The following is a 24,826-nucleotide window of genomic DNA, read 5'->3' on the forward strand; positions in this document are numbered from 1 at the left end:
TCACTAAATTGTCACCTTTCCCGCGCTAGGCTGGCGCCATGTTGGGATATTACTTACGTCATTACGGCCGCTTTATGCTCAGCCACCACGGCCAGCGCTTGCTGGCGGTGCCGGTGTTGGCGGTGGTGTTATCGCTGCTGGCACTGCAGGTGGGCGAACTGAAAACAGTGCTGCATATGGGCGACGTGTTAGGTGAGGGCCTGGCCTGTGCACTGGCGTTGTGCTGGCTATTGCTGTTGTTGTGCGCGCGGCCGGCAGGGCGGGTGACGCACATTCTGTTCGTGGGTACCTGGGTCTACTGGGGTTACACTTGGCTGGATTTTCTCGACGAGTTTATTGGCTACCCGGACAGCAGTCGCCTGCTGCAAAACCTGGAGGCCTTTGCCGCGCCGGTGGCAATGTTGGTGCTAACTTACGGCTTGCTGGAGTGGCTAAAAGAGCAGCGCCAGATTAATCGGCAATTACAAAGCCGCGAGGCCTTTCACCGCGAGTACCGGCAGGTGGACCTGCTCACCAACTGCTATAACGCCGACTATCTTCAGCACCAGTTAACCTTGGCTCAAGAGCGCGATGCAGCGCTCAATTTAATGCTGATAGACGTGGATAATTTTCGCCGTGTGAATCGCACCGAGGGCCCGCTTCGGGGCGATCGATTGCTGCGCGACCTGGCCGAGGCCCTACTGGCCCAACTCACCGGCAGTGATTGTGTGTGCCGCCTCAGTGGCGATCGATTTGCGCTGTTGCTGTGGGGGCTGCCCGAAGCGCTGGCGCAACAAACTTGCGCCCATATGATCGCGCGGGTCGAGCGGCAATTGGGGTTGTCGCTGACTGTGGCGCCGGTCTGCCGGCGGACAGGGGAAACGGGTGCCGCACTGCTTGCCAGGGCCTCGGCACAATTGCAGCAACGGCGCGCGGCGCGCCCGCAGGTGGCTGCGTGATGGCCATGTGGACGGCAGACGATAACATCATGCGGCCAATCATTGCGGCCAAGCTGTACGAAATTTTGGCCGGCCGTTATTCGCAACCTGGCCGATTTCTGGTGGGCACAGGATTGTTTGCCTCGAGCTTTGCGCAGTCGGCAGCGCCCATCGCGCCGAGCCAATTATTTGCATTGGTCGATGGCGTAGCGCGCAACGGCGAGCGCGATTTGGCCGGCCATTTGGGCCAACGCTTACTCTACTGCGAAGAGCCATTGGCGCGAGCGCTGCTGTGTGCACCGAGCTTGGCCACCGGGTTGCGCTGGCTGTCGGCCTACCATCGGCTGTGGCAGCCCCAGGTGTTTGTGCGCACTTGCCAAAGCGGCGGCTTTTTTCATATCGATTTGCACTGTTGGTTGGCACGCGCAGATTTAGCGCGCTTTTTTCTACTTGCCAGCAGTAGTTTCTTACACGCGTGGCTGCGCGAGTTATTGGGGGTGCAGGCCCAGTGGCAACTGCCGCTGTCCGCCAACCAGCTGTGTGCCGCTGGGGTGGAATTTTTGGGGCCGGAGGTGCAGTGGCGTCGGCCCCTGTGGCGTCTGTCTGTGCCAATGGCGCTCTTGCACGCGCCGGTGCCGGAAACTGAGGCTGAAGCGGATGCCGAGCCCTGGCTGCATCAGTGCGCACAACAACTGGCGCGCGTGCCGGCCGGCCCGTATTTTTTACGCAGCCTGGTGAGGGCCTTGCGCCGGCAACCCGACCTGTCGCAGCAGGCGCTGGCGGCTCAGTTCGATTTGAGCCCGGCCACGCTCAAGCGCCGGCTCAGGCGCGAACACACCCATTTTCAACACTTGCAGGATGCCCTGCGCGGCCAGCAGGCGCTGCATTTAATTGTGGATCGGGGCTGGACCAATCAGCGCCTGGCCGATTTTTTTTCCATTAGCGATGTCAATAATTTTCGCCGCGCGTTTAAACGCTGGACCGGCGCCAGGCCGAGCGAATTGCGCTAGTCTGCCGAGCTTCCCGCAGGCCCACCGCGCTGCCAACTGAAGGCCCACCACGCCGCCTGTATTGGCGCAGCGGGCACCCTGTGCCACACTGCGCCGGTGTATTGAGTGGTGGGCAATGTCATGCATCGTCGCGATTTATTGAAAGGTCTGGCGCTCGCGCCCTGGCTGGCCACTGTGTCGGCCTCAGTGCAAGCGGCGCCCCTGCGGCCGCAGCGCTTGCAGCCCGGCATGCGCGTGGGCCTGGTGGCGCCCGCCAGCAATGCCCGCGAAGACCAGGAAATTGATTTTGCTGTGGACATTGTCAAGTCGCTGGGTTTTGAGGTGGTGCCGGGTAAACACCTGTACCGGCGCGACCAGTACCTGGCGGGTACCGATCAACAGCGCGCTGCGGATGTGAATTCACTGTTTGGCGATCCTCGGGTCGACGCCATCTTTTGCACCCGCGGGGGCTATGGCACACCGCGCATTCTACCGCTGCTGGATTACGCAACCATTGCCCGCAATCCAAAAATACTGCTCGGATTTAGCGATATCACCGCATTGCACAACGCCATTTATCAGCGCACCGGGCTGGTAACTTTTCACGGTCCGACCGCGGGACAAATGTTCAGCGACTATACGCTGGGGGAATTTGATCGCATTTTAATGCGGGCCCAGGTGCCCACCCCCCTGGCCGCACCGCCGGCGCTGCCCGCCAAGCGCGGTCGTGCCGAACAGGCCAATCGCATCACGCGATTCGTGGGCGGCGTGGCGCGCGGGCGCCTCGTGGGAGGCAATCTGACTTTAATTTGCTCGCTCATGGGCACGCCTTTTGCGCCCGATTTTCGCGGCAAAATATTATTTTTGGAAGATGTTGGCGAAGTGCCTTATCGGGTGGATCGCATGCTCACTCAGCTCTGGTTGGCGGGGGTATTTGAACAGGTAGCGGGTGTGGTGTTTGGCAAATTCACCGAGGCCGAGCCATCGGGCCCAAGTTTCAGTATGGAGGCCGTTATCCGGGCACGTTGCGGAGGCCTGTCGGTGCCGGTGATTCGCGGACTGATGATTGGCCACGTGCAGGATCAAAGCATTATACCGGTGGGTGGCTTGGCGGAACTCGACGGCGACGCGGGAACGTTGACGTTGTTGGAATCGGTATTGCGCTAATGGGCGTGGCTTTCGTCACGGATAATTAGCTCGGCGTCCTCGCGCTGCGTTGCAACCGCTCTCAAGGCTAAGTGGAAATTTCTATGATTGATCCGAATTGGACATCGCTGTTGCCACCACTGGTGGCGATTGGTTTGGCTCTGCTAACGCGGCAGGTCTACCTCGCATTATTTGCCGGCATTTGGCTGGGTTTTTTTCTGCTGCTCGATACCGGTGTCGTGGCTGCGCTCGGGGCCGCTATCGAGGGCAGTATCGCGGTGTTGGCCAATCCGGGCGATGCGCGGGTGGTGGTGTTTACGCTGGTGATTGGGGCGTTTATTTTGACCCTGGAGCGCAGTGGCGCCGTCGCCGCCTTTGTGCGTTTGCTCGAGCGATCGCGTTGGGTAAACAACGGCAAGCGCTCCCAGTGGCTGGCATTTTTCATTGGCATCGGCATTTTTATCGAGTCCAATATAACGGTGTTGGTGTCGGGCACAGTGGCGCGCCCGCTGTTTGATCGCTTTCGCGTGGCGCGCGAAAAGTTGGCTTACATTATCGATTCGACTTCCGCGCCCATTTGCATATTGATTCCACTCAATGCCTGGGGTGCCTTCAATTTGGGGCTGTTGGAGGGTTTGTCGGTGGCGCAGCCGCTGCGCGTGCTGGTGGCCAGTATTCCGCTCAACTTGTACGCCATTTTTGCGGTGCTCACCACCGCTTGGGTCATCGCTCGTGGCGCGGATGTGGGCCCCATGGCGGCTGCGCAGCAACGCACCAGTGGCGGCGTGGTGGGCGGCGTGGATGTTGGGTCCGGTGGCCACTCTGACGGCAGTGCGCCGGCGGCCGGTGCGTCGGGTATGTTGCTACCGGTATTTGCGTTGATTTTGGTGATGCCCTTGGGCCTTTACCTGACGGGCGACGGAGATCTGATGGCGGGCTCTGGGTCAAAGAGCGTGCTGTGGGCGAGCCTGGTGGGCTTGGCGGTGGTGTCGGGGCTGGTACTGGCGAAGGGCACCTTGAATCTGGCCCGCTTGACTGATACCTGGATGGAGGGTGCCGGGCGCATGCTGCCTATCGCCACTATTTTAGTTTTGGCACTGGCTTTGGGCGCCGTGGCCAAGGCTCTGGGCACCGGCGTGTTTGTAGCGGGGCTGGTGGGCGATACGCTGCCCGTGTCGCTACTGCCGGCGGCGATTTTCTTGGTGGCGGCGGCAATTGCATTTTCCGTGGGGTCGAGCTGGGGCACCTTTTCCATCATGATGCCTATCGCTATTCCCATTGCGCTGGCCCTGAACACAGACCCGGCGCTGTTTGTGGCGGCGGTTTTGTCTGGCGGCATATTCGGCGATCACGCGTCGCCCATTTCAGACACTACCATTGTGTCGAGCCTGGCCGCCGGCACCGAGCATATGGACCATGTGGCCACACAGTTGCCCTACGCTCTTTTTGCCGGTGCTATCAGTGTGGTGGGGTTTGTGGTGCTGGGGTTGATTGGGTAAGGCTCCAGACTTAATTGCCCTGGGCAATGGTCAGCGCGCGTCGCAGCTGGCCGCCGGCGGCCGTGAGCATTTTGCGCCCCGCGTCAGGTGTCGCGCCGGAGAGCATAACCAGGATGGCCAGTTTGACATCCTGGTCGCACTGCGCCAACAGTGCCTGCGCCTGGGCGGGTGTCGCGCCGGTGGCCTGCACTACGATGCGCTGGGCGCGGGCGGCCAGTTTGGCGTTGCTGGCGTGCAGGTCCACCATCAGGTTTGAATAGCATTTGCCGAGCCGAATCATGGTCGCTGTGCTCAGCATGTTGAGAATCATTTTCTGAGCGGTGCCCGCCTTCATGCGCGTGGAGCCCGCTATCACTTCGGGTCCCACAGCGGGGGCTATGGCAATCTGCGCCGCGCGCGCAACAGGGCCGGCTGGCGAGCCAGTAATAGCCAGCGTACAGCAGCCGATAGCATTGGCAAAGGTCAGTCCGCCCAGCACGTAGGGGGTGCGGCCGCTGGCTGTGATGCCCACCACCACATCGCGCGCGGTGAGTGACAATTGCGCCAGCTCCCGCTGCCCCAGCGCGGGGTCGTCCTCGGCATTTTCCTGTGCGCTGAACATGGCCGCCGGGCCGCCGGCGATGAGCCCGACAATTTGCTGCGGATCGGTGCCAAAGGTGGGCGGGCATTCGACGGCGTCTAGTACACCCAGGCGCCCACTGGTGCCGGCACCCAGATAGATCAATCGCCCGCCCGCCTGTAACGCTGGGACAAGGGCGTCGACGGCGCGCGCGATGTCGGGCAATACCTGCTGGATGGCAGCGGCGACGCTCGCATCGGCCCGGTGAATTTTTTCCAGCAGCGCGCGCGTGGGCAGTTGGTCGATATCTTGCGTCTCGGGATTGCGCGCCTCCGAGGCGAGGTGGTCGAATTGCTCGTCGGTCATGGGAATTTATCGGCTGGCCGAAGCGCGCGGGCTGCGCGGCTTCACTCGCCGATGTCCTCGTACCAGAGTTTGGGTTGTGCCTGGATAAACTGTTGCATCATGGCGATGCAATCGGGGTGATTGAGCACAATGAGTTCAACGCCTTGCTCGGCCAACTGGGCTTCGGCGCCGGTGAAGGTTGTGTTTTCGCCAATTACCACCTTGGGTATGCCGTAGAGCGCGATGGCGCCGGAGCACATGGGGCAGGGCGAAAGGGTGGTGTAGAGCACGCTGTTGCGGTACACACTGGCCGGCTGGCGCCCGGCATTTTCCAGCGCGTCCATTTCGCCGTGTAAAATCGCGCTGCCCTTTTGCACGCGCTGGTTGTGGCCCCGCCCGATTATTTCGCCGTCGTGCACCAGTACCGAACCGATGGGAATGCCGCCAGATGCCAAACTTTTTTGGGCTTCAGCAATGGCGGCGAGCATAAATTTATCCACGGATCTTTCCTCTCGGTGTGTCGGCGGGAGCCGTTGTGCGGCGCTAACTTGGCGGCGTCGGCGCAGGCAGTGGCGCCGCTTTAGGCACGCCCTGGCTTGGCTTAGTCGGCCGCGCCCATGTCGGACAGCGGCTTATTCACGCCGTATTTTTCCCACAGTCGCGCCAGCGCGCCGGCTTGTTGCATGGCGGCCAGCAGAGTATTCATATCGCTAGCACTGGGTTTTAGCCCCTGTCGAATCAGTGCCGTATGCTGGTAGCGCTGATCAAAGTGATCGGACACCAGCAGCTGGCTGCGCAGTTTGGGATTGGTCTGAAAATAGCGCATCAGGTAGGACTGAGTCACGATGGCAATGTCTGCGCGACCCGATAACACCATGCGAATGCTGCCGGCGTTGCTGTCGATCAGGTCGATAGTGAACTGCCGCTGGAGCCGGTCGGGGTCGCTTTCATAATTGGCAAAGCGGTAGTGGTAACCGCGTATGCCCACCAGGCGCTTGTTGGTAAACGATTCAAAATACGACTGATCGCGCCCCGGTTGGGCCTGGGCAATGTAGCGTTCTCCGCCACTTAAATAGGGATCAGAACTGTCAATGGGCAGGTGCTGCCAGCCCCATGCTTTGTTTTCAAATAGCAGCATGTCAAAACGCTTGGCGGTAAATTCTTTGTAGCGCAGGGTGGGTTCTGTGGGCACAAAAACGAAATGGTATTCCTGTTGAAACCGATTCATGGCGGCAATTAAATCCAAGGTCAGGCCGCTAGCCAGACCATCTGTGCCGAATTCCACAAAGGGCGCAAACTGGTAGCCGCCGACGCGCACTTGAATGGGCTCGGCGCGCGCCAGCCCTGCCGCCGCGTTAAAAACCAATGCCGCAAAGACAAACCAGCGCAACATGCTCGTTCCAGAGTTTCGTACGAATGCCTTAAAGCATAGTCGCTGCTGGCCGTTGAACAAGTGCGAGGGCGCGCTGTTCGGTAGGCTACACTGGGACTTGTTTAGTATTGATTGCTGCACCTAAGGACCGCCATGACCTTTGAAGAATTAAAGCTGTTGCCCGGCACGCGCCTAGAGTTGGATTTTAATGTGCACGCAGGGCGGCGCGAGGCCAGTCGGTTGGTGGGTTATGTACAGGGTCAATGCATACTGGTCACTCCGCCAGTACTGCCAGCGGGCGCGCCACCACTGCCCGAGCGGGGATTGGTGGAGGTTCACCTATACTCGGAACACCTCAATTGCGCCATTTTATTCACGGCCCAGATTACCCGGACCGTGGATCAACCGCTGCCGCTTTTATGCCTCGGATACCCAGCGTTTATCGCGCAGGACGAAAGCCGTAAAGCGACCCGCGTTGCGACGCAGCTGGCCGCCACCATTAAGGCGGGTACCACGGAGGTGGCTGGAAACATTGTGGATCTCAGTGTGTCCGGCTGTCGCATCGAGTCGGCCGAGGCGCTGGGCGGACCGGGCACGCCACTCGTGCTAGTGACCCGCTTTCCCATGGCGGGTGGGGATCGACAAGTGCAGGTGGCCGGGACGGTGCGCGGTGTATTGGGGCAGCCCGATGCCGACAGCGACTACTTTAGCTACGGCCTGTCGTTCGATGCATTGAACGCCGCTGGTAAAGCCTTTCTGACGGATTTTATTGCACAACAGGCCGGCGGTATTACGCGCTAACCGGGATGTCCTAATCGGGCGCGAATAACCTCGCGCGAACGCTGCCGTTCACACTGCCGCGTCGGCCATGCGCCCCTTGAAGGCTGGCAGCGACAAGGTGAATAGCGCGCCGCCGAGCGCGGCCCTACCCACGTGAATATAGCCGCCGTGGGCGCTCACCACCTGCCGAGCCAATGCCAAGCCAATGCCTGCACCGCCTGTTTTAGTGGTGTAAAAAGGCAGGAAAATGGCCTTGTAATTCGCTGCGGCTATGCCGGGCCCATTGTCGGCAATTTGCAGTGTGACCTGGCCTGACTCTTCGCCGGTGGCTGTCACTTCAATACGGGCATTGGCCTGTTGTAAAACGGCCTGTTCGGCATTGCGCAGCAAATTAATCAACACTTGTTCTAACAGATGTGGGTCGGCGTAGAGCGTCAGGTTCGCGGGCAGGCATTGCACGTTGACCCAACCGGGATTGGCGAGCATTGCCCGGCAGCGTTCGACCAGTGGTTGCAATGCGACTGTCTGCGGGGTGGGCGAGGGCGTCAGGCTCAGGCTGCGGTAGCGTTGCACAAATTGCGTGAGCCCTTCGGCGCGCCTGGCTACAGTATCGATGGCCTGCTGTAGGTCGTCGCGATCGGCGGCGGAGGGGGTGGCGGCCAGGCTTGCCACCAGATCGCGTGCGGTGTGCGCCAGCGACGTTACCGGGGTCAGGCTGTTCATCATTTCGTGGGTGAGCACGGCCACCAAATCCTGCCAAGCCTGCAGCTGGGCACTGTCGAGTTCTCGCTGAATGTCTAGCAGACTGTAGAGTCGCTCGGTGGTCTGGCCTTGACTAAACTGCGTCGTTTGCACCGTCAGCTGGCGCTGTTCTGCCCCGTCGAAGAACGGCAGTAGTTGGCGAGTGCCCGGCGGCAAGGCGATGAGCGCATTGGCAAAGTCGTCGCCAAAACGCGTCAGGTCTTGCACTCGGCGGGCGTTTTTCAAGAGTCGGCGAGCGGCTTGGTTGTGAAGCGTCAGGTATTTATCGGCGTGCACAGACACCAACGGCACTGGACTGTTGGCCACCAGCGCCTCTAAATAGCGCAGCTGACTCGCCTGCTGTTGACGCTGTTGGTTGAGCTGGTGCGTCGTGTGGCGCAACGCATCGGCTAACTCGTGCGCACCGGCGGCGGCCAATTGCGCGTCAAAGGTCTGGCTGGTGTCGTCGTGGATAAGCGACGTGACGAATTGATGAAATTGGGCATTGGCGCGGTTGACGCAGTAAAACAGGTCGACGACTTGAGCCAGTGCGAGCGCAAATAGGCAGCTTGTCAGCGCCCAAAATTGCCCGTGAACCGCGGCAATACACGCCAGTAGCAGGGTGCAGCATAGCGCGCCCACTCGCCCCATAAGCTGGGTGCGCAAGGTGTTAAAGCCCATGTTTTTCCATCCTGCGGTAGAGTGCTGCCCGGGTAATACCCAAGGCTTTGGCCGCCCGGCTGACATTAAAGTGGTGTTTTGAGAGCGCCTGTGACACGAGCTTTGCCTCCATGCGCTCCAGATCAAAATCCTCTATTGCATCGCAGGCTGCAAAATTAGGGCGGGACTGGCCGCTCAGTTGTAAATCGATTGCCTGCAGTTGTTCGCCTTCGGCCAAAATAACCGCGCGCTCGATGGCGTGACGCAGGGCGCGCACGTTGCCCGGCCAGGGGTCTGCCTGTGCGGCGGCCAGTGCCGCTGCCGACAGTGTGCGCAGGGGTTTGCGGTACTTGCGCGCATAGTGAGCCGCGTAGTGGGCGGCAATCGGTGCGATATCGTCCACGCGCTCGCGCAGGGGCGGCACTTCAATTTCTACCGTGTTCAGGCGAAACAGTAAATCCTGCCGAAACTGTTGCTCATCCTGTAGGGCTGCGCGCGCCAAATTGGTGGCGGCGATAACCCTGACGTCGATGTCTATGGCCTGGAGTCCACCCAGGGGGGTTACCTGTCGCTGCGCTAATACAGTGAGTAATTTTGCCTGCAGATGAAGCGGTAAGTTACCAATTTCATCGAGGAATAAGGTGCCTCCCTGCGCGGCGACCAGGCGCCCAACCCGGTCTGTGTGGGCGCCGGTAAAGGCCCCCTTTTTGTGGCCAAATAGTTCCGATTCAAACAAGCTTTCGGCTACCGCACCTAAGTCGACGGCCATGAAAATTTGGTCTGCGCGCAGGCTCTGCTGGTGCAGCGCGCGCGCCACCAATTCTTTGCCGGTACCATTTTCGCCCAGTATCAACACGTTCGCGTCGGTTGGGGCGGCCCGTGCAACGAGCGATTGCACGCGTTGCAATGCCGAGGATGAGCCTAACAATGGCGAATCTGTGTGCAGTGTTGCCTGTGCCAAGCCGCGCTGGTTGCGCTTGAGTTGGCTGGCTTCCGAACGGCTTTGTCGCAATTGCAAAGCCGCTGAGACGGTGGCGAGCACCTTGTCGTTTTGCCAGGGTTTGGCAATGAAGTCGGTGGCACCGAGTTTGATGGCTTGTACCGCCGTGTGAATATCGCCGTGAGCGGTGATCATTATCACCACTGCCTCTGGTTCTTGGGCGAGGATTTTTTTGAGCCAGATAAAGCCCTGCTTGCCGTCGCTGGCGCCGGGCGAAAAGTTCATGTCGAGCAGCACTACGTCAAAGCGGTTTGTCGACAACAACTCGGGTATCTGAGCTGGCCTGTCGCAGGTAACAACGTCGCCCACGTGGCGTTTCAGGAGCAAGCGCGCGGCCATCAGAATGTCGGTGTCGTCATCGACGACCAAAAGGCGGGGGGTATCGGGCATCGCGTTCGGGTTCGGGTTCCTGTGTGGGTGTTCGATATCGTACAGGCTTGCGCGCTGGCGTACAGCCTAGGTGTTCAATTTCGGACACTGCGGTTGGATATTTGGCTAAATCTCATAAAAAATTCAATAAAATCAATTGCTTGATCACTTGGCACCGCAATTGCTCTAGGTCGAGAAAGCCTGTGTAAGTCACAGTCATCTTCGGAATCTTATTGAGGAGTGCCACCACTATGTATTCGGATCTATCTTCACCTCTGCCGGTAGCGCAGCTGAACGGGCGCTCGTGGCTCAGCCGCGCTGGACGGCTGTGGTTTATTACTGCCTGCGCAGGTCAAGCCGTATTTGTGGCTTACATCGTATTGCACTACGGCGGTATGTTGCTGGAGGGCGGACTGGCGGCCTGGGCCGCCGAAAGCGATAACAGCTATCGAGCGGGCGACTGGTTGGGCAACCTGGCCATGGCCAGCCACATTGGCCTGGCGGTATATATTCTGCTGGCTGCGCCGCTCCAATTGGCACCCAGTGTGCGCCGGCGCTGGCCGCGCGCGCACCGCCTTAACGGCCGCCTGTACATAGCTGCGGTGTTGCTCACCAGTTGCGCCGGTTTGTATGTGATTTGGATGCGCGGCACCGTGGGCGGAATGGTCATGCGCGTGGGTATCAGCATAGATGCCGTACTGATTATCGGTTTTGCGCTGCTGGCCGTGCGCGCCGCCATGCAGCGTCGGATAGACGACCATCAGCGCTGGGTGTTGCGCTTGTTTATGGCCGTTAGCGCCGTGTGGTTCTTCCGCATAGTATTTATGCTGTGGATGATGCTTACCGGTGGCGCGGGCATCAATTTTGAGGATTTCACAGGCCCGTTTCCCTATACGCTGGTATTTGCACAATACTTGGTTCCTTTGGCGCTGCTCGAATGCTACTTTTGGGTCGCGCGGCGGGGGCGCCCGCAGGCCTGCCTGGCAATGGCCGCGGTTTTGATGGTGTGCACGCTGGTGACCTTAGCCGGCGTTGCCGCCGCCAGCTTGGGCATGTGGTGGCCAAAGGTCAGCTAGCCCACCGGTGCGGCGCGTGTCCCCTGGGCGGATAGCTGACGCAACACCGTTCGAACGCGGCCCCGTGCCGCACTTGAATCAACCCTACAGTGATCCAGAACCGATGCCGAATTGCGCAACACCACTGATTCTTCTTAAAGGTGTATCCAAGTTATATCAGACTGGCGCCAACCACACTCACGCGCTGCGACAGGTAGATCTTGCTGTGACCGCGGGCGAATTTGTGGCGGTAATGGGGCCTTCGGGCTGCGGAAAAACCACCCTGTTGAATATACTTGGCTTGATAGACAGACCCACTGCCGGTAGCCAGATATTTTGCGAACAGGATGTTTCTGCGCTCCCGGAAGCCCGGCTATGTGAAATGCGCAAAAATCACATTGGATTTATCTTTCAAAATTTTAATCTGATCGACGACCTGACAGTGGCCGAAAATGTGGAGCTGGCGTTACTGTACCGCACACTGCCCGGCCGCGAGCGACAGGCGCGCGTGCAGGCAGCGCTAGACCAGGTAGCCCTGGCGCACCGCGCACAGTATTTTCCCGGGCAGCTGTCCGGTGGCCAGCAACAGCGAGTGGCTATTGCACGCGCGTTGGTGGGCAATCAGCAATTGATATTAGCTGACGAACCAACCGGTAATCTCGACAGCCAGCAGGGGCAGGAAGTGATGTCCCTGTTGCAGCATTTACACCATGGCGGCACCACCATTGTGATGGTCACCCACTCGCAAGCTCATGCCGACTACGCCGAGCGCACAGTGAATTTATTTGACGGCCAGTTAGTGGCGCAAACCTCGGGCACTGCCTTGAGGGCAGTGTGAAAGCGAGGGCCTGGGTGTGTGGTTGAACCTGCAACTCGCTTGGCGAAACCTGCGTAAATTTCGACTTTTTAGTGCGATTAATTTACTTGGGCTGAGTATTGGATTGGCGATTTTTATTTTCTGTGGGCTCTTGGTGCAGTACGAGGTCAATCACGATCATATGTTCGCCTTGCGCGATCGCATCGTGACGGTGGGTAGTGATTTTGCGCCGACCTCGGGCGAGCCTATCAGCCAGTTTCCCAATGTGCGCACCGCATACGGGCCCTTGTTCGCGCGCGAAATTTCGGCTTTGGAACGCGTGGTTCGCACGCGCTTTGAGCGACTCGCGGTGTCTACACCCACCGGTGTTTCCATGCTGGGGCTACGCTTTGTGGACCCTGGCTTTACCGAGCTGTTTGATTTTAATTACCTGGCGGGCCAGATGGACGAGGCCGCGCTTGCGCACGGCATTGTACTCACGGCGAGCGCGGCAAACCGTTTGTTCGGCAGCACTCCCGCGGTTGGGCAAACGCTGACACTGGAACACCGGTTGCCATTGACGGTACTGGCGGTTATTGAAGACGTGGCGCCCGACAGCCATTTTAACTCGTCGTTAATGCCGGAAGTGGAATTGAAAGCCTTCACTTCGATGACGGTATTGGCCGATGTTGCCGACGTACCGCTGGCCGGTGAGTGGACGTCGTTGAATCCAACAGATCTAACGTATCTGCTGTTGCCGCCTGGGTACGACTTGGCCCAGTTGGCGCGCGAGGTGAATGCGGTGGCGCTGCGCTATGCGCCGGCGGAGGAATGGGCCTACATCGAGAGATTATTTGTGCGCCCGCTGCGACTGCACAACACTCAGGTCTGGGACTCATTGCGTTTTCCCGTGGTAGAAAGCATTGCGCTGCTGGGGGTGCTGGTGATGCTGGCCGCCGTGCTCAATTACATTAATATCGCCACCGTGCAATACGCCGACCGCGCGCGCGAAGTGGGATTGCGCAAAACTTTCGGCGCCACGCCCGGTCAGTTAATGCGCCAGCTGATCAGTGAGAGTTTGCTGCTGGTGGCCATGGCTACATGGTTGGCCATGGTGTGCGTAGAGCTGTCGCTGCCGCTGTTTAACGCATGGAGTGGCAAGCAACTACAGCTGCACTACGGGCAGCTGTTGCCTTTGCTGGCAGGCGTGGTGTTGTGTGTGGGACTGTTGGCGGGGTTGATACCCGCGTGGCAGGCCAGCGGTTTTCGTCCGGTACATGCTCTTTACCCCGGGCGCAGCTATTGGCGTGGCGGACTGCGGCTGCGCCAATCGCTTGTGGCGGTACAGTTTGCAATTGCGGTTTTTATTTTGGCGCTGGTCGCAGTGGTGAGCCTGCAAAATCAACGTATAGAGAAATTGAGTGACAGCTTTCCGCGCCACCAGATTTGGCTGTTGAGCCACATGGCGCAGTTGCCGGCAAATGCGCGCCAACAGTTTATCCAGGCAGTGGCGGCATTACCTGGAGTGCAAGCGACTAGCCTGTCGGGCGCCGTGCCGTTTTTACGGTTAGGCAGTTCGCTGGACATCGACATTGGCGGTGCCCGTCAACCGAGTGATGGTCAGTCGTCCAAAGCGATTTTTGCGGGTGCCATAGACGGCCATTTTTTGTCGACTTACGACATACCGCTGTTGGCAGGACGCGCATTTACACCGTCCGATGTGCGGCCGGGCGTGCAGCCGTTGCCCGTAATTGTAAACCAGCGCGCACTACAGCTACTGGCTCCGGGCGCGGGACTCGGACATATTTTCTGGGCCAGAGCCGGCGATGATCTCAGTGCATCGCGCCGTCAGCTGCGCGTAGTCGGTTTGGTGCCGGATCAGTATTTTTTGGGAGTGCACATGGCCCTGCGCCCAATTATTTTTACGCCAGAGGCGCAGCATTTTGATTATTTGTCTTTGCGCATCGCGTCGGCCCAGCGCGCGGCCACAGAGGCGGCAGTGACCGATCTCTGGCTGCGGTGGTTTCCCAGTCAGCCCCTGCAAATGCGCTCGCTGAATTTCTACTTCCAACGTTTTTACAAAATTCCCGCGATGATTGCGCGCGTAATGGGTTGGTTTGCCTGGGTGGCGGCGTCCTTGGCCTTGGTGGGTGTATTTGGTTTGGCAGTATTTGTGAGTCGTCGACGCGCTCGCGAGATGGCACTGCGCAAAGTGCTGGGCGCCCGTGTACGCGATATCATGCGGTTGTTGGTGTGGCAATTTTCCAAGCCGTTACTGGCTGCACTGTGTTTGGCGCTACCCGCTGCCTGGGGCGCTGCGCAGTTGTACTTGCGCTTTTTTCCCGAACCGCTGGCGCTGGTTTGGGTGCCGGTGTTGGCTGCGGGGGCTGGAGCATGGCTATTCGCTGTTGCGGTACTTGTGTGCCAAGCTTGGTCGGTGGCTCGCGTATCGCCGGCGCAAAACCTTGTGTCTGGCTAGTTGGGCATAGTGGTTACGCTCTGCAAAAGGCACACGCGTGCCATTTATGCGGTGTTCGACTGACCGAATGCCGCCCCGCCACGGCAATCTCGCTGTTATTGGGGTGCCCTTATTCTCTAATAGGCCCATCCTGATTAGACTCGCTGCACACGTGGGGCGACGGTATAACAACGCTGCCCGTACAAAAGCTTTGATAGTTAAACAGCGAGGGAACAGGATGTCACGTGCGACAATTTCGACCGGCAGTGCAGTATTTGGCGGAGGCCGCACCGATGCACAGGGTGGTGCCCGCGCGGGGCGGCCCGACAGTGGCCAGCCCATGCACATTATTTTAATGGGTGATTTTAGCGGGCGCGCTAGCCGCGATGATGTGGATCTCGCGTCGCTGGCAGCGCGGCCACTGCGCGAAGTGAACCGCGATAATTTCGACGATGTATTTGCCGATTTACAGGTGCGCTTGCAATTGCCTTCGTGCGACAGCCCCTTGGCTTTTGGCGAATTGGACGATTTACATCCCGATACACTTTACCGGCAGCTGCCGCTGTTTGCTCGATTGCGCGACTTGCGTGGCCAGTTAAATAACCCCGCACATTTTGATCAGGCGGCGGCCGACATTCAGTCCTGGTCGGTTGCCGAAGCTGCCACAGAGCGGGCGGGAGTAACCATCCCCGAGGGATTGTTTGAGCGCAACTCGCCGGTTGCCAAGGGCGCCAGTGGGAACGACGTGAACGCGCTTATTCAACAAATCGTGGCCCCTTTTGTGGAACCTAAGCCAGACCCTCGGGCGCCTGAGTTAATTGCCACTGTCGATGCCGCAGCAGCAGATGCGTTGCGCAATCTCATGCACGCTCGGGATTTTCAGCAATTGGAAGCCAATTGGCGCAGTCTCTATTTACTGGTACGGCGGCTGGAAACTGGCAAACACCTCAAGTTGTTTTTGCTGGATGTGAGCGAGGCCGAGGTGCGCAAGGACTTTTCGGGCTCGGACGACATTACCCAAACGGCGCTGTATCAGCGTTTGATAACGCGCTTTCAGGTGCCGGGCGCCACGCCCTGGTCGGTGTTGGTGAGCGATGTCACTCTGGGTGCCGAAATGGACGATGTGCGGCTGGCGGCGGGGCTCTCTGCGCTGGCGGTGTACGGCGATGGTATTGCGCTGACCAGCGGCAGTGAAACCTTGGCCGGTTGCGACAATCTTGCCCAGACGCCGGACGTTGAAGACTGGCAGCAGCCGGTCAACGAAGACTTCGCCCGCGCTTGGCAGGCCCTGCGCGAGGCGCCTCAGAGCGAATCTTTACTGGTGGCTGCCCCGCGCTTTTTACTGCGCAATCCCTACGGCAAGCGCACCTCGCCCATCGACAGTTTTGATTTTGAAGAATTGTCTGAACAAGGCTTACACCGCCACTATTTGTGGGGCAATGGCGCCTACCTAGTGGCGTTGTTAATCGGGCAGAGTTTTGCTCAAAGTCACTGGGATTTGCGTGCGGGCCTGGTGACGGGGGTACAGGATTTACCTCTACACATTTATCGCGACGACGATGGCGACCAACAGGTAAAAGCCTGTGCAGAAATATTTATGACCGATGCGACGGCAAGCGCTTTGCGGGCGGTGGGTTTGTGCCCACTGCGTTCGGTCAAGGGGGAAACCCGTGTGCTGGTGCCGCACTTGGTAGCGTTAGCGGCAAAGGGGGTTTCGGTGTTGGATGTGATCGCTAGCTGAACATCTGGCCGGGCCTGGTGCCCGGCCAGTGTTAACGCACAACTTAGTTGAACGCTTGTTGTACCAGGTCGCTGGCTTTCGAGGTAAAGGTGGTATAGGCCGTGGCCAATTCAGCGGTGGCCTCTGGATCGTCGCTGGCAGCGGCGTTCACATTGGCGGCCCACTCTGCGCCTGTGTCGGTCAGTAATTTAGAGATGCACTCTACGCGCTCCGTGGCCTGTTTGGCTTCACATTGGGTGAGTTGGCTTTCGCCGGTCGCTAGAATCCCCTCGAGCTTGGTGACATTTTCGGATTTGCCGCAGGCCCCCAGTAGCAAGGTAGTGGCCAGCAGTCCGCCGGATAATAGGTGTTTAAAAGACAGTGTGTGGTTCATAAGATCCCTCTAGTGTTTGATTGAGACAATTCCCGCCCCGCGTGATGGCTTCTCCCTTGGGGCGCCGGCATTCTCACTCAGGGCCGGTCCTGCGCCAAGGGTTGAATAAAAACTCCCCGTAATTTGGCGCCTTAAACCACATAAAAAGTACATCAGTGCCAGCCCGGTAGCGATAAGCGATAATGACGGGATATTGCCACCAGCATATCTTGTTGGTAGAAATATTCCTTGTTTGTCGGGTTTTTAGAGTGAAATCACCTAAAACACCCCGAAAACAGACCCGATTAGGCAAAAAGTCCCCCTTGGTGCTGGCTATACTGTGTTGTCTCTGCGCCCGTGTGTGCGCTCACTGATTTAGGAGGAGTGATAAATGGCCGATTTATTTGAAAACCCCATGGGGCTGGACGGCTTTGAGTTCATCGAATTCGCCGCCAAAGAGAAAGGTGTTCTGGAGCCAGTGCTGGATATTCTGGGTTTCACGCACGTTGCCAACCACCGCTCCAAAGATGTCACCCTGTGGCGCCAGGGCGGCATTAACTTTGTTGTGAACTACGAAAAGAAGCACCCTTCCGCTTACTACGCCGAAGAGCATGGCCCCTCGGCCTGCGGCATGGGCTTTCGCGTAAAGGATGCGCCCAAGGCCTACGCCCGCGCGCTGGAACTGGGAGCTCAACCCGTGGATGTGCCCACCGGCCCCATGCAGTTGCGCCTGCCCGCCATTCGCGGCATTGGCGGCGCCATTTTGTATTTGATTGACCGCTACGAAGAGGGCGCGTCTATCTACGATATCGATTTCGAATTTATCGAAGGTGTCGATCGCCACCCAGAGGGCTGTGGTTTCCAGATCATTGATCATTTGACCCACAACGTCTATCGCGGGCGCATGGCCTACTGGGCCGACTACTACGAGAAGCTGTTTAACTTCCGCGAAATTCGCTACTTCGATATCAAGGGCGAGTACACCGGCTTAACGTCCAAAGCAATGACCGCACCCGACGGGAAGATTCGCATTCCATTGAACGAGGAAGCCGGCGGCAATGGCCAGATCGAAGAGTTCCTGATGGCCTACAACGGCGAAGGCATTCAGCACATCGCCTTCTCCTGTGACGACCTGCTGGGCTGCTGGGATCGCTTAAAGGCGCGCGGTATGCGCTTCATGACACCGCCGCCAGAAACCTACTACGAAATGCTGGAAGAGCGACTGCCCGGCCACGGCGAGCCTGTCGACGAGCTTAAAAAGCGCGGTATTTTGATGGATGGCTCAACTGAAGCGGGTGATCCGCGCCTGTTGTTGCAAATCTTCTCTGAAAACCTAGTGGGCCCAATTTTCTTTGAGTTCATCCAGCGCAAAAAAGACGAAGGTTTTGGCGAGGGCAACTTCAAAGCCTTGTTTGAATCCATGGAGCGCGATCAAATCCGCCGTGGTGTATTGAAGACCGAAGAAAAAGCCTAAGCCGTTAAGTGATGGCACAAGGCGGAGGGCGCAACCCTCCGCCTTTTTTGTGAGCGCAAAACGCGCTAGGCTGCTGGGCAATATTGCAGCCACTCAGATTTCGTTATACCTGTAGGAGTATCCATGAAAACTATGATTATCAGCGCCAGCCAGCGCGCCGAATCGGAAAGCCTGCGCATTGCCGGGCTGTTAAACAGCCGCTACTTTGACGGCGCCGCCGACCTGCTGGATCTGGCCACCAAGCCGCTGCCCGAGTGGGACGGCACGGGCTTTGATCGCGAAGATGTAAAGGCCGTTAAGCAGCGCGTGGCCGATGCCGATGCGTTGGTGTTGGTGGTGCCCGAGTGGAACGGTATGGCGCCCTCGGCCATTAAAAACTTTTTCCTGTGGTGCGGCGTGGCGGAGCTGGCGCACAAGCCCGCACTGCTGGTGGCGGTCTCTGCCGGCACGGGCGGTGCATACGTGATTAACGAAATGCGCACCAGCAGTTACAAAAACTCGCGCCTGCTGTACTTGCCCGAGCACCTGCTGTACCGCGATGTGGCCAACCTGTGGATCGCCGATGAACCCACCAAGAGCGATAGCTTTTTGGCCGAGCGCACGCACTACGCCGTGAATTTACTGAGGGCCTATGCCGAGGCCATGGTGCCGGTGCGCGCCTTGGCGGTAGACACTATGGGGCGCTTTACCAACGGTATGTCATAATCCCCGGCCTGAGGGGTGGCAGCCTAGGCCGCCCCTATCTGCCAAGGAGAGATTATGAAAGCGTGCCTACTTGCTGTATTTTTGTGCGGTTTGTGCCTGAGCGCCGCCGCCGACACCCTCGAGCAAGCGCGGACCATCGCGCAAAAATACCCGCTGGTCGATGGTCACATCGACGTTCCCTATCGACTGCAAGAGGCCTGGGCCGACGTGACCCAAGCCGTGCCCGAACGCGATTTCGATTACCCGCGCGCCAAGGCCGGCGGTCTGGACGCGCCTTTTATGTCCATCTACATTCCCGCACGGTTTGAGGGCAAAGGGGCAAAAGCGCTGGCCGATATTTTGATTGATCAGGTGGAGGCTATCGTCTATCGCGCGCCAGACAGCTTTGCCATTGCCCGCACTGCGGCAGATATTCGCAACAACCACAAAGCCGGTAAAATTTCACTGCCCCTGGGTATTGAAAACGGCGCTGCCATCGAAGGCGATCTTGCGAACATTCAGCATTTCTACGATCGCGGTGTGCGCTACATTACTTTGACCCACGCCAAGGCCAATCACATTTCCGACTCCTCCTACGACAAGACCAAAGTCTGGCAGGGCTTGAGCCCCTTTGGTGTCGAGCTGGTCAAAGAAATGAATCGCCTGGGCATTATGGTGGATGTATCGCACGTATCGGATGCGGCTTTTTTTCAGGCGGTTGAATTATCTGCCGTGCCGGTAATTGCCTCGCACTCGTCACTGCGCCACTTCACGCCCGGACTCGAGCGCAATGTCAGCGATAAAATGCTCAAGGCCATGGCCAAAAAAGGCGGCGTGATCATGATAAATTTTGGCAGCTATTTTCTGACCAAAGAGGCTGTGGCCTGGAGCGATGCCGAGGACGCCGCCGAGCAGGCGTTTGTGGCCTTACAGGGCGCCAATCTCACCGATGCCGCCAAGGCGCATTTCAAAAGCGAATATAAAAAATGCTTTCCCTATCCCTATGCCACGGTGGCCGACGTTGCCGATCACATAGATCGCGCGGTTAAGCTGGTTGGGGTTGAGCACGTGGGGCTGGGCTCGGACTACGATGGCGTGGGCGACTCGCTGCCAGTGGGTTTGAAGGACGCCGCCAGTTACCCCAACCTCATAGCCGAACTGCTGACGCGCGGTTACAAAGAGCGCGATATCGCCAAGATTATGGGCGGCAATGTGCTGCGCGTGATGGAAGCGGTAGAGGCTTACGCGGCCAAACAATAGGTCTCTAAAGGAGAAGCTTTGTGAAAACGTTGATGCTGTGTTTTGCCGCCGGTGGCTTGGGTGCGCTGGCTAACAGTGTGGCGGTTTGGGCATTCGGTCACTTTGGCGTAAGCCAGAGTATGGGGGTGGCCATCGCACCGACTTTGACAGCCGCTTGGTTGTACCCGCGCATTGTTTGGGGCGGTTTGTGGGGTTTCTTGTTTGCCCTGCCGCTGTCCAATAGTCGCCCTATGACCAAGGCGGCACTACTCAGTTTATTTCCGACGGCGTTTCAGTTGTTTGTGGTGTTCCCCTATTTTTTGGGCAAGGGTGTGGCGGGCATCCAGTTGGGCGAGATGACACCGGTGTTGGTGTTGCTGTTCAACTGGATCTGGGCCCTGGTGACCTTGTTGAGCCTGCGCCTTGCACGTTAGCAGGCAGGATAATGCGCTTGCGCCGAGCGCGTTTGGCCTTTGCCGATAGCGAGCGCAACATTCACATAGGGAGCCGCTGGGTATGAGATCGCGCCGTTTTGACGAAGCCGAGGGCCAGATTAGTTGGGCCACATTGAAACAATTGTTGCCCTATTTACTGGAGCATCGGGTGCGCGTGGTGCTGGCGTTAGGCTGTCTGATCGCTGCCAAGGTGGCCAGTGTGGGCTTGCCCTTCGTCCTGAAAGACTTGGTAGATACCCTGTCTGCTGCGCAGGGGGTGCTGGTGGCGTTACCTCTTGGCTTGCTGCTGGCCTACGGCCTGGTGCGGTTTGCTACGGTGATTTTTTCCGAGCTGCGCGACACAATTTTTGGCCGCGTTACCGAGGGCGCCATGCGCCGAATCGGGCTTAAGGTGTTTCAGCACCTGCATCAGTTAGATTTGGCATTTCATTTAGATCGCCGCACCGGGGGTTTGTCGCGCGACATTGAGCGCGGCAACAGTGGCATCAGTTTTTTGTTGCGCTTCATGGTGTTCAATATCATTCCCACGTTGTTAGAGGTGGGCATGGTCGTGGTGTTGTTGCTCATCAATTACGACGTGGGCTTTGCACTGATAACCCTGGTGGCGGTTGTTGCCTATGTGGGCTACTCCGTTTGGGCCACCGAGTGGCGCACGGGATTTGTACGGCAAGCCAATCAGGCCGAGTCTGCCAGCAGTTCGCGCGCGGTAGACAGCTTGCTAAATTTCGAAACCGTCAAATATTTTGGCAATGAAGGGTACGAGGCCAGTTGCTATGACCGGGAACTGGCCGCCTGGGAAAAAGCGCGCCGTAAAAATCGATTGAGCCTGTTCGCACTCAACGGTGGTCAGTCGCTCATTGTGGCCTGTGCCATGACGGCGATGATGGTGCTGGCAGCGCAGCAAGTTCAGGCCAATGTCATGACTATTGGCGACTTTGTGCTGGTTAACGCCTTCATGATGCAAATTTTTATGCCGCTGAATTTTTTGGGTTTTATCTATCGCGAAATGAAAGGCGCCTTCGCGGGGATCGAGCGGATGTTTAATTTACTGGCGCTGACGCCTAAGGTGATGGACAAGCCAAATGCACCAGCATTGCAGGTGACTGAAGGCGCAATTCGCTTTGAAGGGGTTAGTTTTGCCTACGTACCCGAGCGCCCTATCATTGAAGATCTGAGCTTTGCGATCGCCCCCCGACAGCGAGTGGCCATCGTCGGCGCCAGTGGCGCGGGCAAGTCCACATTATTCAAATTACTGTTTCGTTTTTATACCTGTACGGCCGGGCGTATTTGTATCGATGGTCAGGACATCAGCGAGGTTACGCAATCGTCGTTGCGGGCCGCCATTGGCGTAGTGCCGCAAGATGCGGTGCTGTTTAACGGCTCAATTTACGACAACATCCGCTACGGCCGAATTGACGCCACCGAGACCGAGGTGCAAGAGGCCGTGCGCCTAGCGCACCTGTCGCAGTTTATTGCGCAACTGCCTGAGGGTTGGCATACCCAGGTGGGCGAGCGGGGCTTAAAATTGTCCGGTGGCGAAAAGCAGCGGGTGGCAATTGCGCGGACAATTTTGAAGCGACCGCCAATTTTAATTTTTGACGAGGCCACCTCGTCATTGGACAGCCACGCCGAGCAGTCCATATTGCAAGCCATCGACGAGGTATCGCGGCAGCACACGGCATTGGTGATTGCCCATCGGCTGTCGACCGTGGTACAGGCCGATGTGATTTTAGTTTTGGATCAGGGGCGCTTGGTCGAGCAGGGCAGTCACGCCCAATTGTTAGCCCAGGGCGGCTACTATGCGCGGCTGTGGGAGGCGCAACAGCGCTCGGCGCAGCAATAAAAACGCGCGGACATGCCGCGCGTGAAATTGGAGCTAGTGACCTTGTGGGTTGGTCGACTATCGGCTCGCCAGGGCCAGCGAGACTGGGCTAGTGTCGCTGCGGTAGAAGGCGAGCTGGTCGGCCGCTACACGCTGGCCTATTAACAGGCTCAGTTGCTCGGCAACGGCTTCTCGATCGATGGCGTGTTCGCGCTCATCCACGGCCTCTAAATCCAGTTGGCTCATTTTTTTGGTGTGTTTTTCGACGGCAGAAGTACCACCTGCGGGCAGGTAAATCGCACCAGTGGACAGGTCTACTGCAAAGGCAACCACCCCGGGCAAGATGCCAAACAGCAGGCCCGCAGCATCCAGAATCACCACGGTGGGGTCAATCTTGCCGGCTTTCTGACCCACGCGTTCGGGGTAGAGAAAGTAGCCACAGGCAACCGTATTGAGCAGCAGTACAAGGGCGGCAAGGCGCGCGATCGTTTTCATAATATTCCTCGTTGGAACCTGGGTATCAATTGGTATGGGCCATGGAGTTTAGCAAAAGTTCTCCGCTGTTAGGGGAGCTGTTTGGCAATTTCGCGCTCGCGGTAGGCGCCGGGTGTGAGCCCGGTCCAGCGTTTAAAGGCCTTGAAAAAGACGCTGGCCTCGGAAAATCCCATTCTCTCGGCAATGTCTTGCACCGGCAAATCGTCGCGCACCAGGTAGTGGGTGGCCAGCGCGCAGCGCACCGCGTCTTTGATTTCCTGAAAACTGTTGCCTTCCTCCTTCAGACGCCGGCGTAAGGTTTGGCTAGTTAGGTGTAATTGCTCGGCAATCTGTTCAAGACCACAGTTTTCTAGGCCCGCGTGATCGTTGTCTGCTGCCGCCTGCAGCAGGTGGCGTACCTGTGCCGAAACGCTGGTATCGCGCTGGTAGTGGCTGAGCAGGCTGGCCGGTGCCTGGGCCAGGAACTCCGTTAAGGTGTGTGGCGATTGCCGCACGCGCTCATTCAAAAAGCGCGTGGAAAAGCGGATGCGATTGCTGGCTTGTTGAAACTGGGGCCGGCAGCCGAATATGTGACTGCGTTCTGCCGCGTCATCGGGCGGCGCAGCGCAAAAATCTAAGTGTGACACAAGCAGCTTTTTGTCGATCATCCAGCTGGACCAGCGGATAAGCATAAGCGATATCGACTCGATGAAAAACTGCCCGTCCAGCCCGGGTCGCCCCGCGTGCTGCAAGGTGATGCAGGCCTCGCGCTCGTTTTCAGTTAGCGTAAATTGGAGGTCGTCGGAGAGCAGCTGAAAAAATTTTAACGCGCGCAGCAGCGCCCGCCGTAGGTTGGGTGCGTGAATGGTGGCGTGGCACATCATGGCAAAGCTGCCGGGTCGCAGTGGCCGCGTGCAGTAGCCACCGGACTCGTCCCGTGTGGCTGCCCAGACGGCGTGTAACAGCCCCACGTAATCGCTGACGGGCAAGCGCCAGTCCGAGCGCGCTAATTGGGCCATTGACAGGCCCACGGTGCTCAACCAGGGTGCCACATCGTGGCCTTGCGCTTGCGCGCCCGCCAGCAGTGCGCGCACGTAGCTGGCCGCCACTGTATGGCTGTGGAGCGACACTAGTCGCCCAGGGGCGTAGGGCGATGAAGTATGTCGACGGCACCAGCGCGGCCCAGCAGTAGTACATCGGCTGGTCGACTGGCAAACAGTCCGTTGGTGACCACGCCCACAATTTGATTGATGGCCATCTCCATGCTCACGGGATCGGTAATTTCCAGGTTGTGCACGTCTAGGATGATATTGCCATTGTCGGTGGTGACACCCTGTCGGTAGACCGGGTCGCCGCCCAACTTCACCAGCTCGCGCGCCACGTGCGAGCGGGCCATGGGGATGACTTCCACGGGCAGGGGAAACTGGCCCAGGGTATCAACCCATTTCGAACCGTCGGCGATGCACACAAACTCATCGGCTACGGCCGCGACGATTTTTTCCCGCGTCAGCGCGGCGCCACCGCCTTTAATCAGGTGCAGTTGGGCATTGGTTTCATCGGCGCCGTCCACGTAGACACCCATGTAATCCACCGCATTGAGGTCGTACACCGGGATACCGTGGCCGCGCAGGCGCTCGGCCGTTGCCTCTGAGCTGGCCACAGCGCCGTCAAACTGGCCTTTCAGTTCGGCCAGGTAGTCGATGAAATAATTGGCGGTAGAGCCAGTGCCTACGCCCACGATGCTGTTGGATTCGAGTTTAGGTCGGATGTAGTCAACGGCCGCACGGGCCACAGCTTGTTTGAGCTGATCCTGGTTCATAACGGGCTCCCCAATGATGAAGCGGCGATTATACCGTTGTTAAGGGGGTGATGGCGCGGAAGAAATTGTTTACCATGCGC

Annotated in this window: 23 protein-coding genes; 14 read left to right on the forward strand and 9 right to left on the reverse strand. The window is 58.4% G+C overall.

The features are described from left to right. The first annotated feature begins 38 nt into the window (after positions 1-38). The 4 genes from ACW8F6_RS07920 to ACW8F6_RS07935 all read left to right on the forward strand — a co-directional run bounded on the left by ACW8F6_RS07920 (position 39) and on the right by ACW8F6_RS07935 (position 4,551). Positions 39-938, forward strand: a complete 900-nt coding sequence (locus ACW8F6_RS07920; protein ID WP_491575314.1) for a GGDEF domain-containing protein — start codon at positions 39-41, stop codon at positions 936-938. Beyond that, on the forward strand, positions 938-1,927 hold the full coding sequence (locus ACW8F6_RS07925; protein ID WP_491575363.1) for a helix-turn-helix domain-containing protein: 990 nt from the start codon (positions 938-940) through the stop codon (positions 1,925-1,927). Before ACW8F6_RS07920 ends, ACW8F6_RS07925 begins: the two co-directional genes overlap by 1 nt. A 120-nt stretch (positions 1,928-2,047) precedes the next feature. Continuing rightward, a complete protein-coding gene (locus tag ACW8F6_RS07930) occupies positions 2,048-3,073 on the forward strand; it encodes a S66 peptidase family protein (protein WP_491575315.1) in 1,026 nt (341 codons plus the stop codon). Between the two features lie 83 nt (positions 3,074-3,156). Beyond that, positions 3,157-4,551, forward strand: a complete 1,395-nt coding sequence (locus tag ACW8F6_RS07935; RefSeq protein WP_491575316.1) for a Na+/H+ antiporter NhaC family protein — start codon at positions 3,157-3,159, stop codon at positions 4,549-4,551. A gap of 10 nt (positions 4,552-4,561) precedes the next feature. Here the strand turns inward: ACW8F6_RS07935 and murQ are convergent, their stop codons facing one another. From murQ to ACW8F6_RS07950, 3 genes are all read right to left on the reverse strand, one after another. Next, positions 4,562-5,476, reverse strand: a complete 915-nt coding sequence (gene murQ / locus ACW8F6_RS07940; RefSeq protein ID WP_491575317.1) for an N-acetylmuramic acid 6-phosphate etherase — start codon at positions 5,474-5,476, stop codon at positions 4,562-4,564. Between the two features lie 41 nt (positions 5,477-5,517). Further along, on the reverse strand, positions 5,518-5,955 hold the full coding sequence (locus ACW8F6_RS07945) for a nucleoside deaminase (RefSeq protein ID WP_491575318.1): 438 nt from the start codon (positions 5,953-5,955) through the stop codon (positions 5,518-5,520). A 101-nt stretch (positions 5,956-6,056) separates the two neighbouring features. Next, positions 6,057-6,848 (reverse strand): substrate-binding periplasmic protein, encoded by a 792-nt coding sequence (locus ACW8F6_RS07950; RefSeq protein ID WP_491575319.1) that lies wholly within the window; start codon positions 6,846-6,848, stop codon positions 6,057-6,059. Between the two features lie 132 nt (positions 6,849-6,980). Here ACW8F6_RS07950 and ACW8F6_RS07955 point away from each other — a divergent pair, with 132 nt between their 5' ends. After that, positions 6,981-7,628 carry a flagellar brake protein gene (locus tag ACW8F6_RS07955; protein ID WP_491575320.1) on the forward strand — a complete coding sequence of 216 codons (648 nt, stop codon included), beginning with the start codon at positions 6,981-6,983 and terminating at the stop codon, positions 7,626-7,628. Between the two features lie 48 nt (positions 7,629-7,676). On the opposite strand, the gene ACW8F6_RS07960 is transcribed toward ACW8F6_RS07955, so the two are convergent. Then, on the reverse strand, positions 7,677-9,029 hold the full coding sequence (locus ACW8F6_RS07960) for a sensor histidine kinase (RefSeq protein ID WP_491575321.1): 1,353 nt from the start codon (positions 9,027-9,029) through the stop codon (positions 7,677-7,679). Further along, positions 9,019-10,398 (reverse strand): sigma-54-dependent transcriptional regulator, encoded by a 1,380-nt coding sequence (locus ACW8F6_RS07965; protein ID WP_491575322.1) that lies wholly within the window; start codon positions 10,396-10,398, stop codon positions 9,019-9,021. Before ACW8F6_RS07965 ends, ACW8F6_RS07960 begins: the two co-directional genes overlap by 11 nt. A gap of 230 nt (positions 10,399-10,628) precedes the next feature. Here ACW8F6_RS07965 and ACW8F6_RS07970 point away from each other — a divergent pair, with 230 nt between their 5' ends. The 4 genes from ACW8F6_RS07970 (at position 10,629) to ACW8F6_RS07985 (ending at position 16,427) form a co-directional block, all read left to right on the forward strand. After that, positions 10,629-11,453: a DUF2306 domain-containing protein gene (locus ACW8F6_RS07970; protein WP_491575323.1), complete on the forward strand. Its 825-nt coding sequence runs from the start codon at positions 10,629-10,631 to the stop codon at positions 11,451-11,453. A 103-nt stretch (positions 11,454-11,556) separates the two neighbouring features. Next, positions 11,557-12,270, forward strand: a complete 714-nt coding sequence (locus ACW8F6_RS07975; RefSeq protein WP_491575364.1) for an ABC transporter ATP-binding protein — start codon at positions 11,557-11,559, stop codon at positions 12,268-12,270. A gap of 22 nt (positions 12,271-12,292) precedes the next feature. Beyond that, positions 12,293-14,707, forward strand: a complete 2,415-nt coding sequence (locus tag ACW8F6_RS07980; protein WP_491575324.1) for an ABC transporter permease — start codon at positions 12,293-12,295, stop codon at positions 14,705-14,707. 217 nt (positions 14,708-14,924) lie between these two features. Beyond that, entirely contained in the window at positions 14,925-16,427 is a 1,503-nt protein-coding gene (locus ACW8F6_RS07985) for a type VI secretion system contractile sheath domain-containing protein (RefSeq protein ID WP_491575325.1), read from the forward strand. Between the two features lie 43 nt (positions 16,428-16,470). Here the strand turns inward: ACW8F6_RS07985 and ACW8F6_RS07990 are convergent, their stop codons facing one another. Then, positions 16,471-16,800 carry a hypothetical protein gene (locus ACW8F6_RS07990; RefSeq protein ID WP_491575326.1) on the reverse strand — a complete coding sequence of 110 codons (330 nt, stop codon included), beginning with the start codon at positions 16,798-16,800 and terminating at the stop codon, positions 16,471-16,473. 370 nt (positions 16,801-17,170) lie between these two features. On the opposite strand from ACW8F6_RS07990, the gene hppD reads away from it, so the two are divergent. The 5 genes from hppD to ACW8F6_RS08015 all read left to right on the forward strand — a co-directional run bounded on the left by hppD (position 17,171) and on the right by ACW8F6_RS08015 (position 22,474). Continuing rightward, positions 17,171-18,253 (forward strand): 4-hydroxyphenylpyruvate dioxygenase, encoded by a 1,083-nt coding sequence (hppD, locus tag ACW8F6_RS07995; RefSeq protein ID WP_491575327.1) that lies wholly within the window; start codon positions 17,171-17,173, stop codon positions 18,251-18,253. Between the two features lie 123 nt (positions 18,254-18,376). Beyond that, positions 18,377-18,958, forward strand: coding sequence for an NADPH-dependent FMN reductase (locus ACW8F6_RS08000; protein ID WP_491575328.1), 582 nt, complete (start codon positions 18,377-18,379; stop codon positions 18,956-18,958). Positions 18,959-19,012: 54 nt separating this feature from the next. After that, entirely contained in the window at positions 19,013-20,197 is a 1,185-nt protein-coding gene (locus ACW8F6_RS08005; RefSeq protein WP_491575329.1) for a dipeptidase, read from the forward strand. Positions 20,198-20,217: 20 nt separating this feature from the next. Continuing rightward, the gene (locus ACW8F6_RS08010; protein WP_491575330.1) at positions 20,218-20,610 is read left to right on the forward strand and encodes a hypothetical protein; all 393 of its coding nucleotides are present in this window, start codon (positions 20,218-20,220) and stop codon (positions 20,608-20,610) included. An 82-nt stretch (positions 20,611-20,692) separates the two neighbouring features. Next, positions 20,693-22,474 (forward strand): ABCB family ABC transporter ATP-binding protein/permease, encoded by a 1,782-nt coding sequence (locus ACW8F6_RS08015; protein ID WP_491575331.1) that lies wholly within the window; start codon positions 20,693-20,695, stop codon positions 22,472-22,474. A 57-nt stretch (positions 22,475-22,531) separates the two neighbouring features. Here ACW8F6_RS08015 and ACW8F6_RS08020 read toward each other — a convergent pair whose 3' ends face one another. From ACW8F6_RS08020 to rpiA, 3 genes are all read right to left on the reverse strand, one after another. Then, positions 22,532-22,948: a hypothetical protein gene (locus tag ACW8F6_RS08020; protein WP_491575332.1), complete on the reverse strand. Its 417-nt coding sequence runs from the start codon at positions 22,946-22,948 to the stop codon at positions 22,532-22,534. Positions 22,949-23,016: 68 nt separating this feature from the next. After that, a complete protein-coding gene (locus ACW8F6_RS08025) occupies positions 23,017-24,057 on the reverse strand; it encodes an AraC family transcriptional regulator (protein WP_491575333.1) in 1,041 nt (346 codons plus the stop codon). After that, positions 24,057-24,746: a ribose-5-phosphate isomerase RpiA gene (gene rpiA / locus ACW8F6_RS08030; protein WP_491575334.1), complete on the reverse strand. Its 690-nt coding sequence runs from the start codon at positions 24,744-24,746 to the stop codon at positions 24,057-24,059. The genes ACW8F6_RS08025 and rpiA overlap by 1 nt, the downstream gene beginning before the upstream one ends. Positions 24,747-24,826 lie beyond the last annotated feature (80 nt).

Source organism: Simiduia sp. (assembly GCF_058345725.1).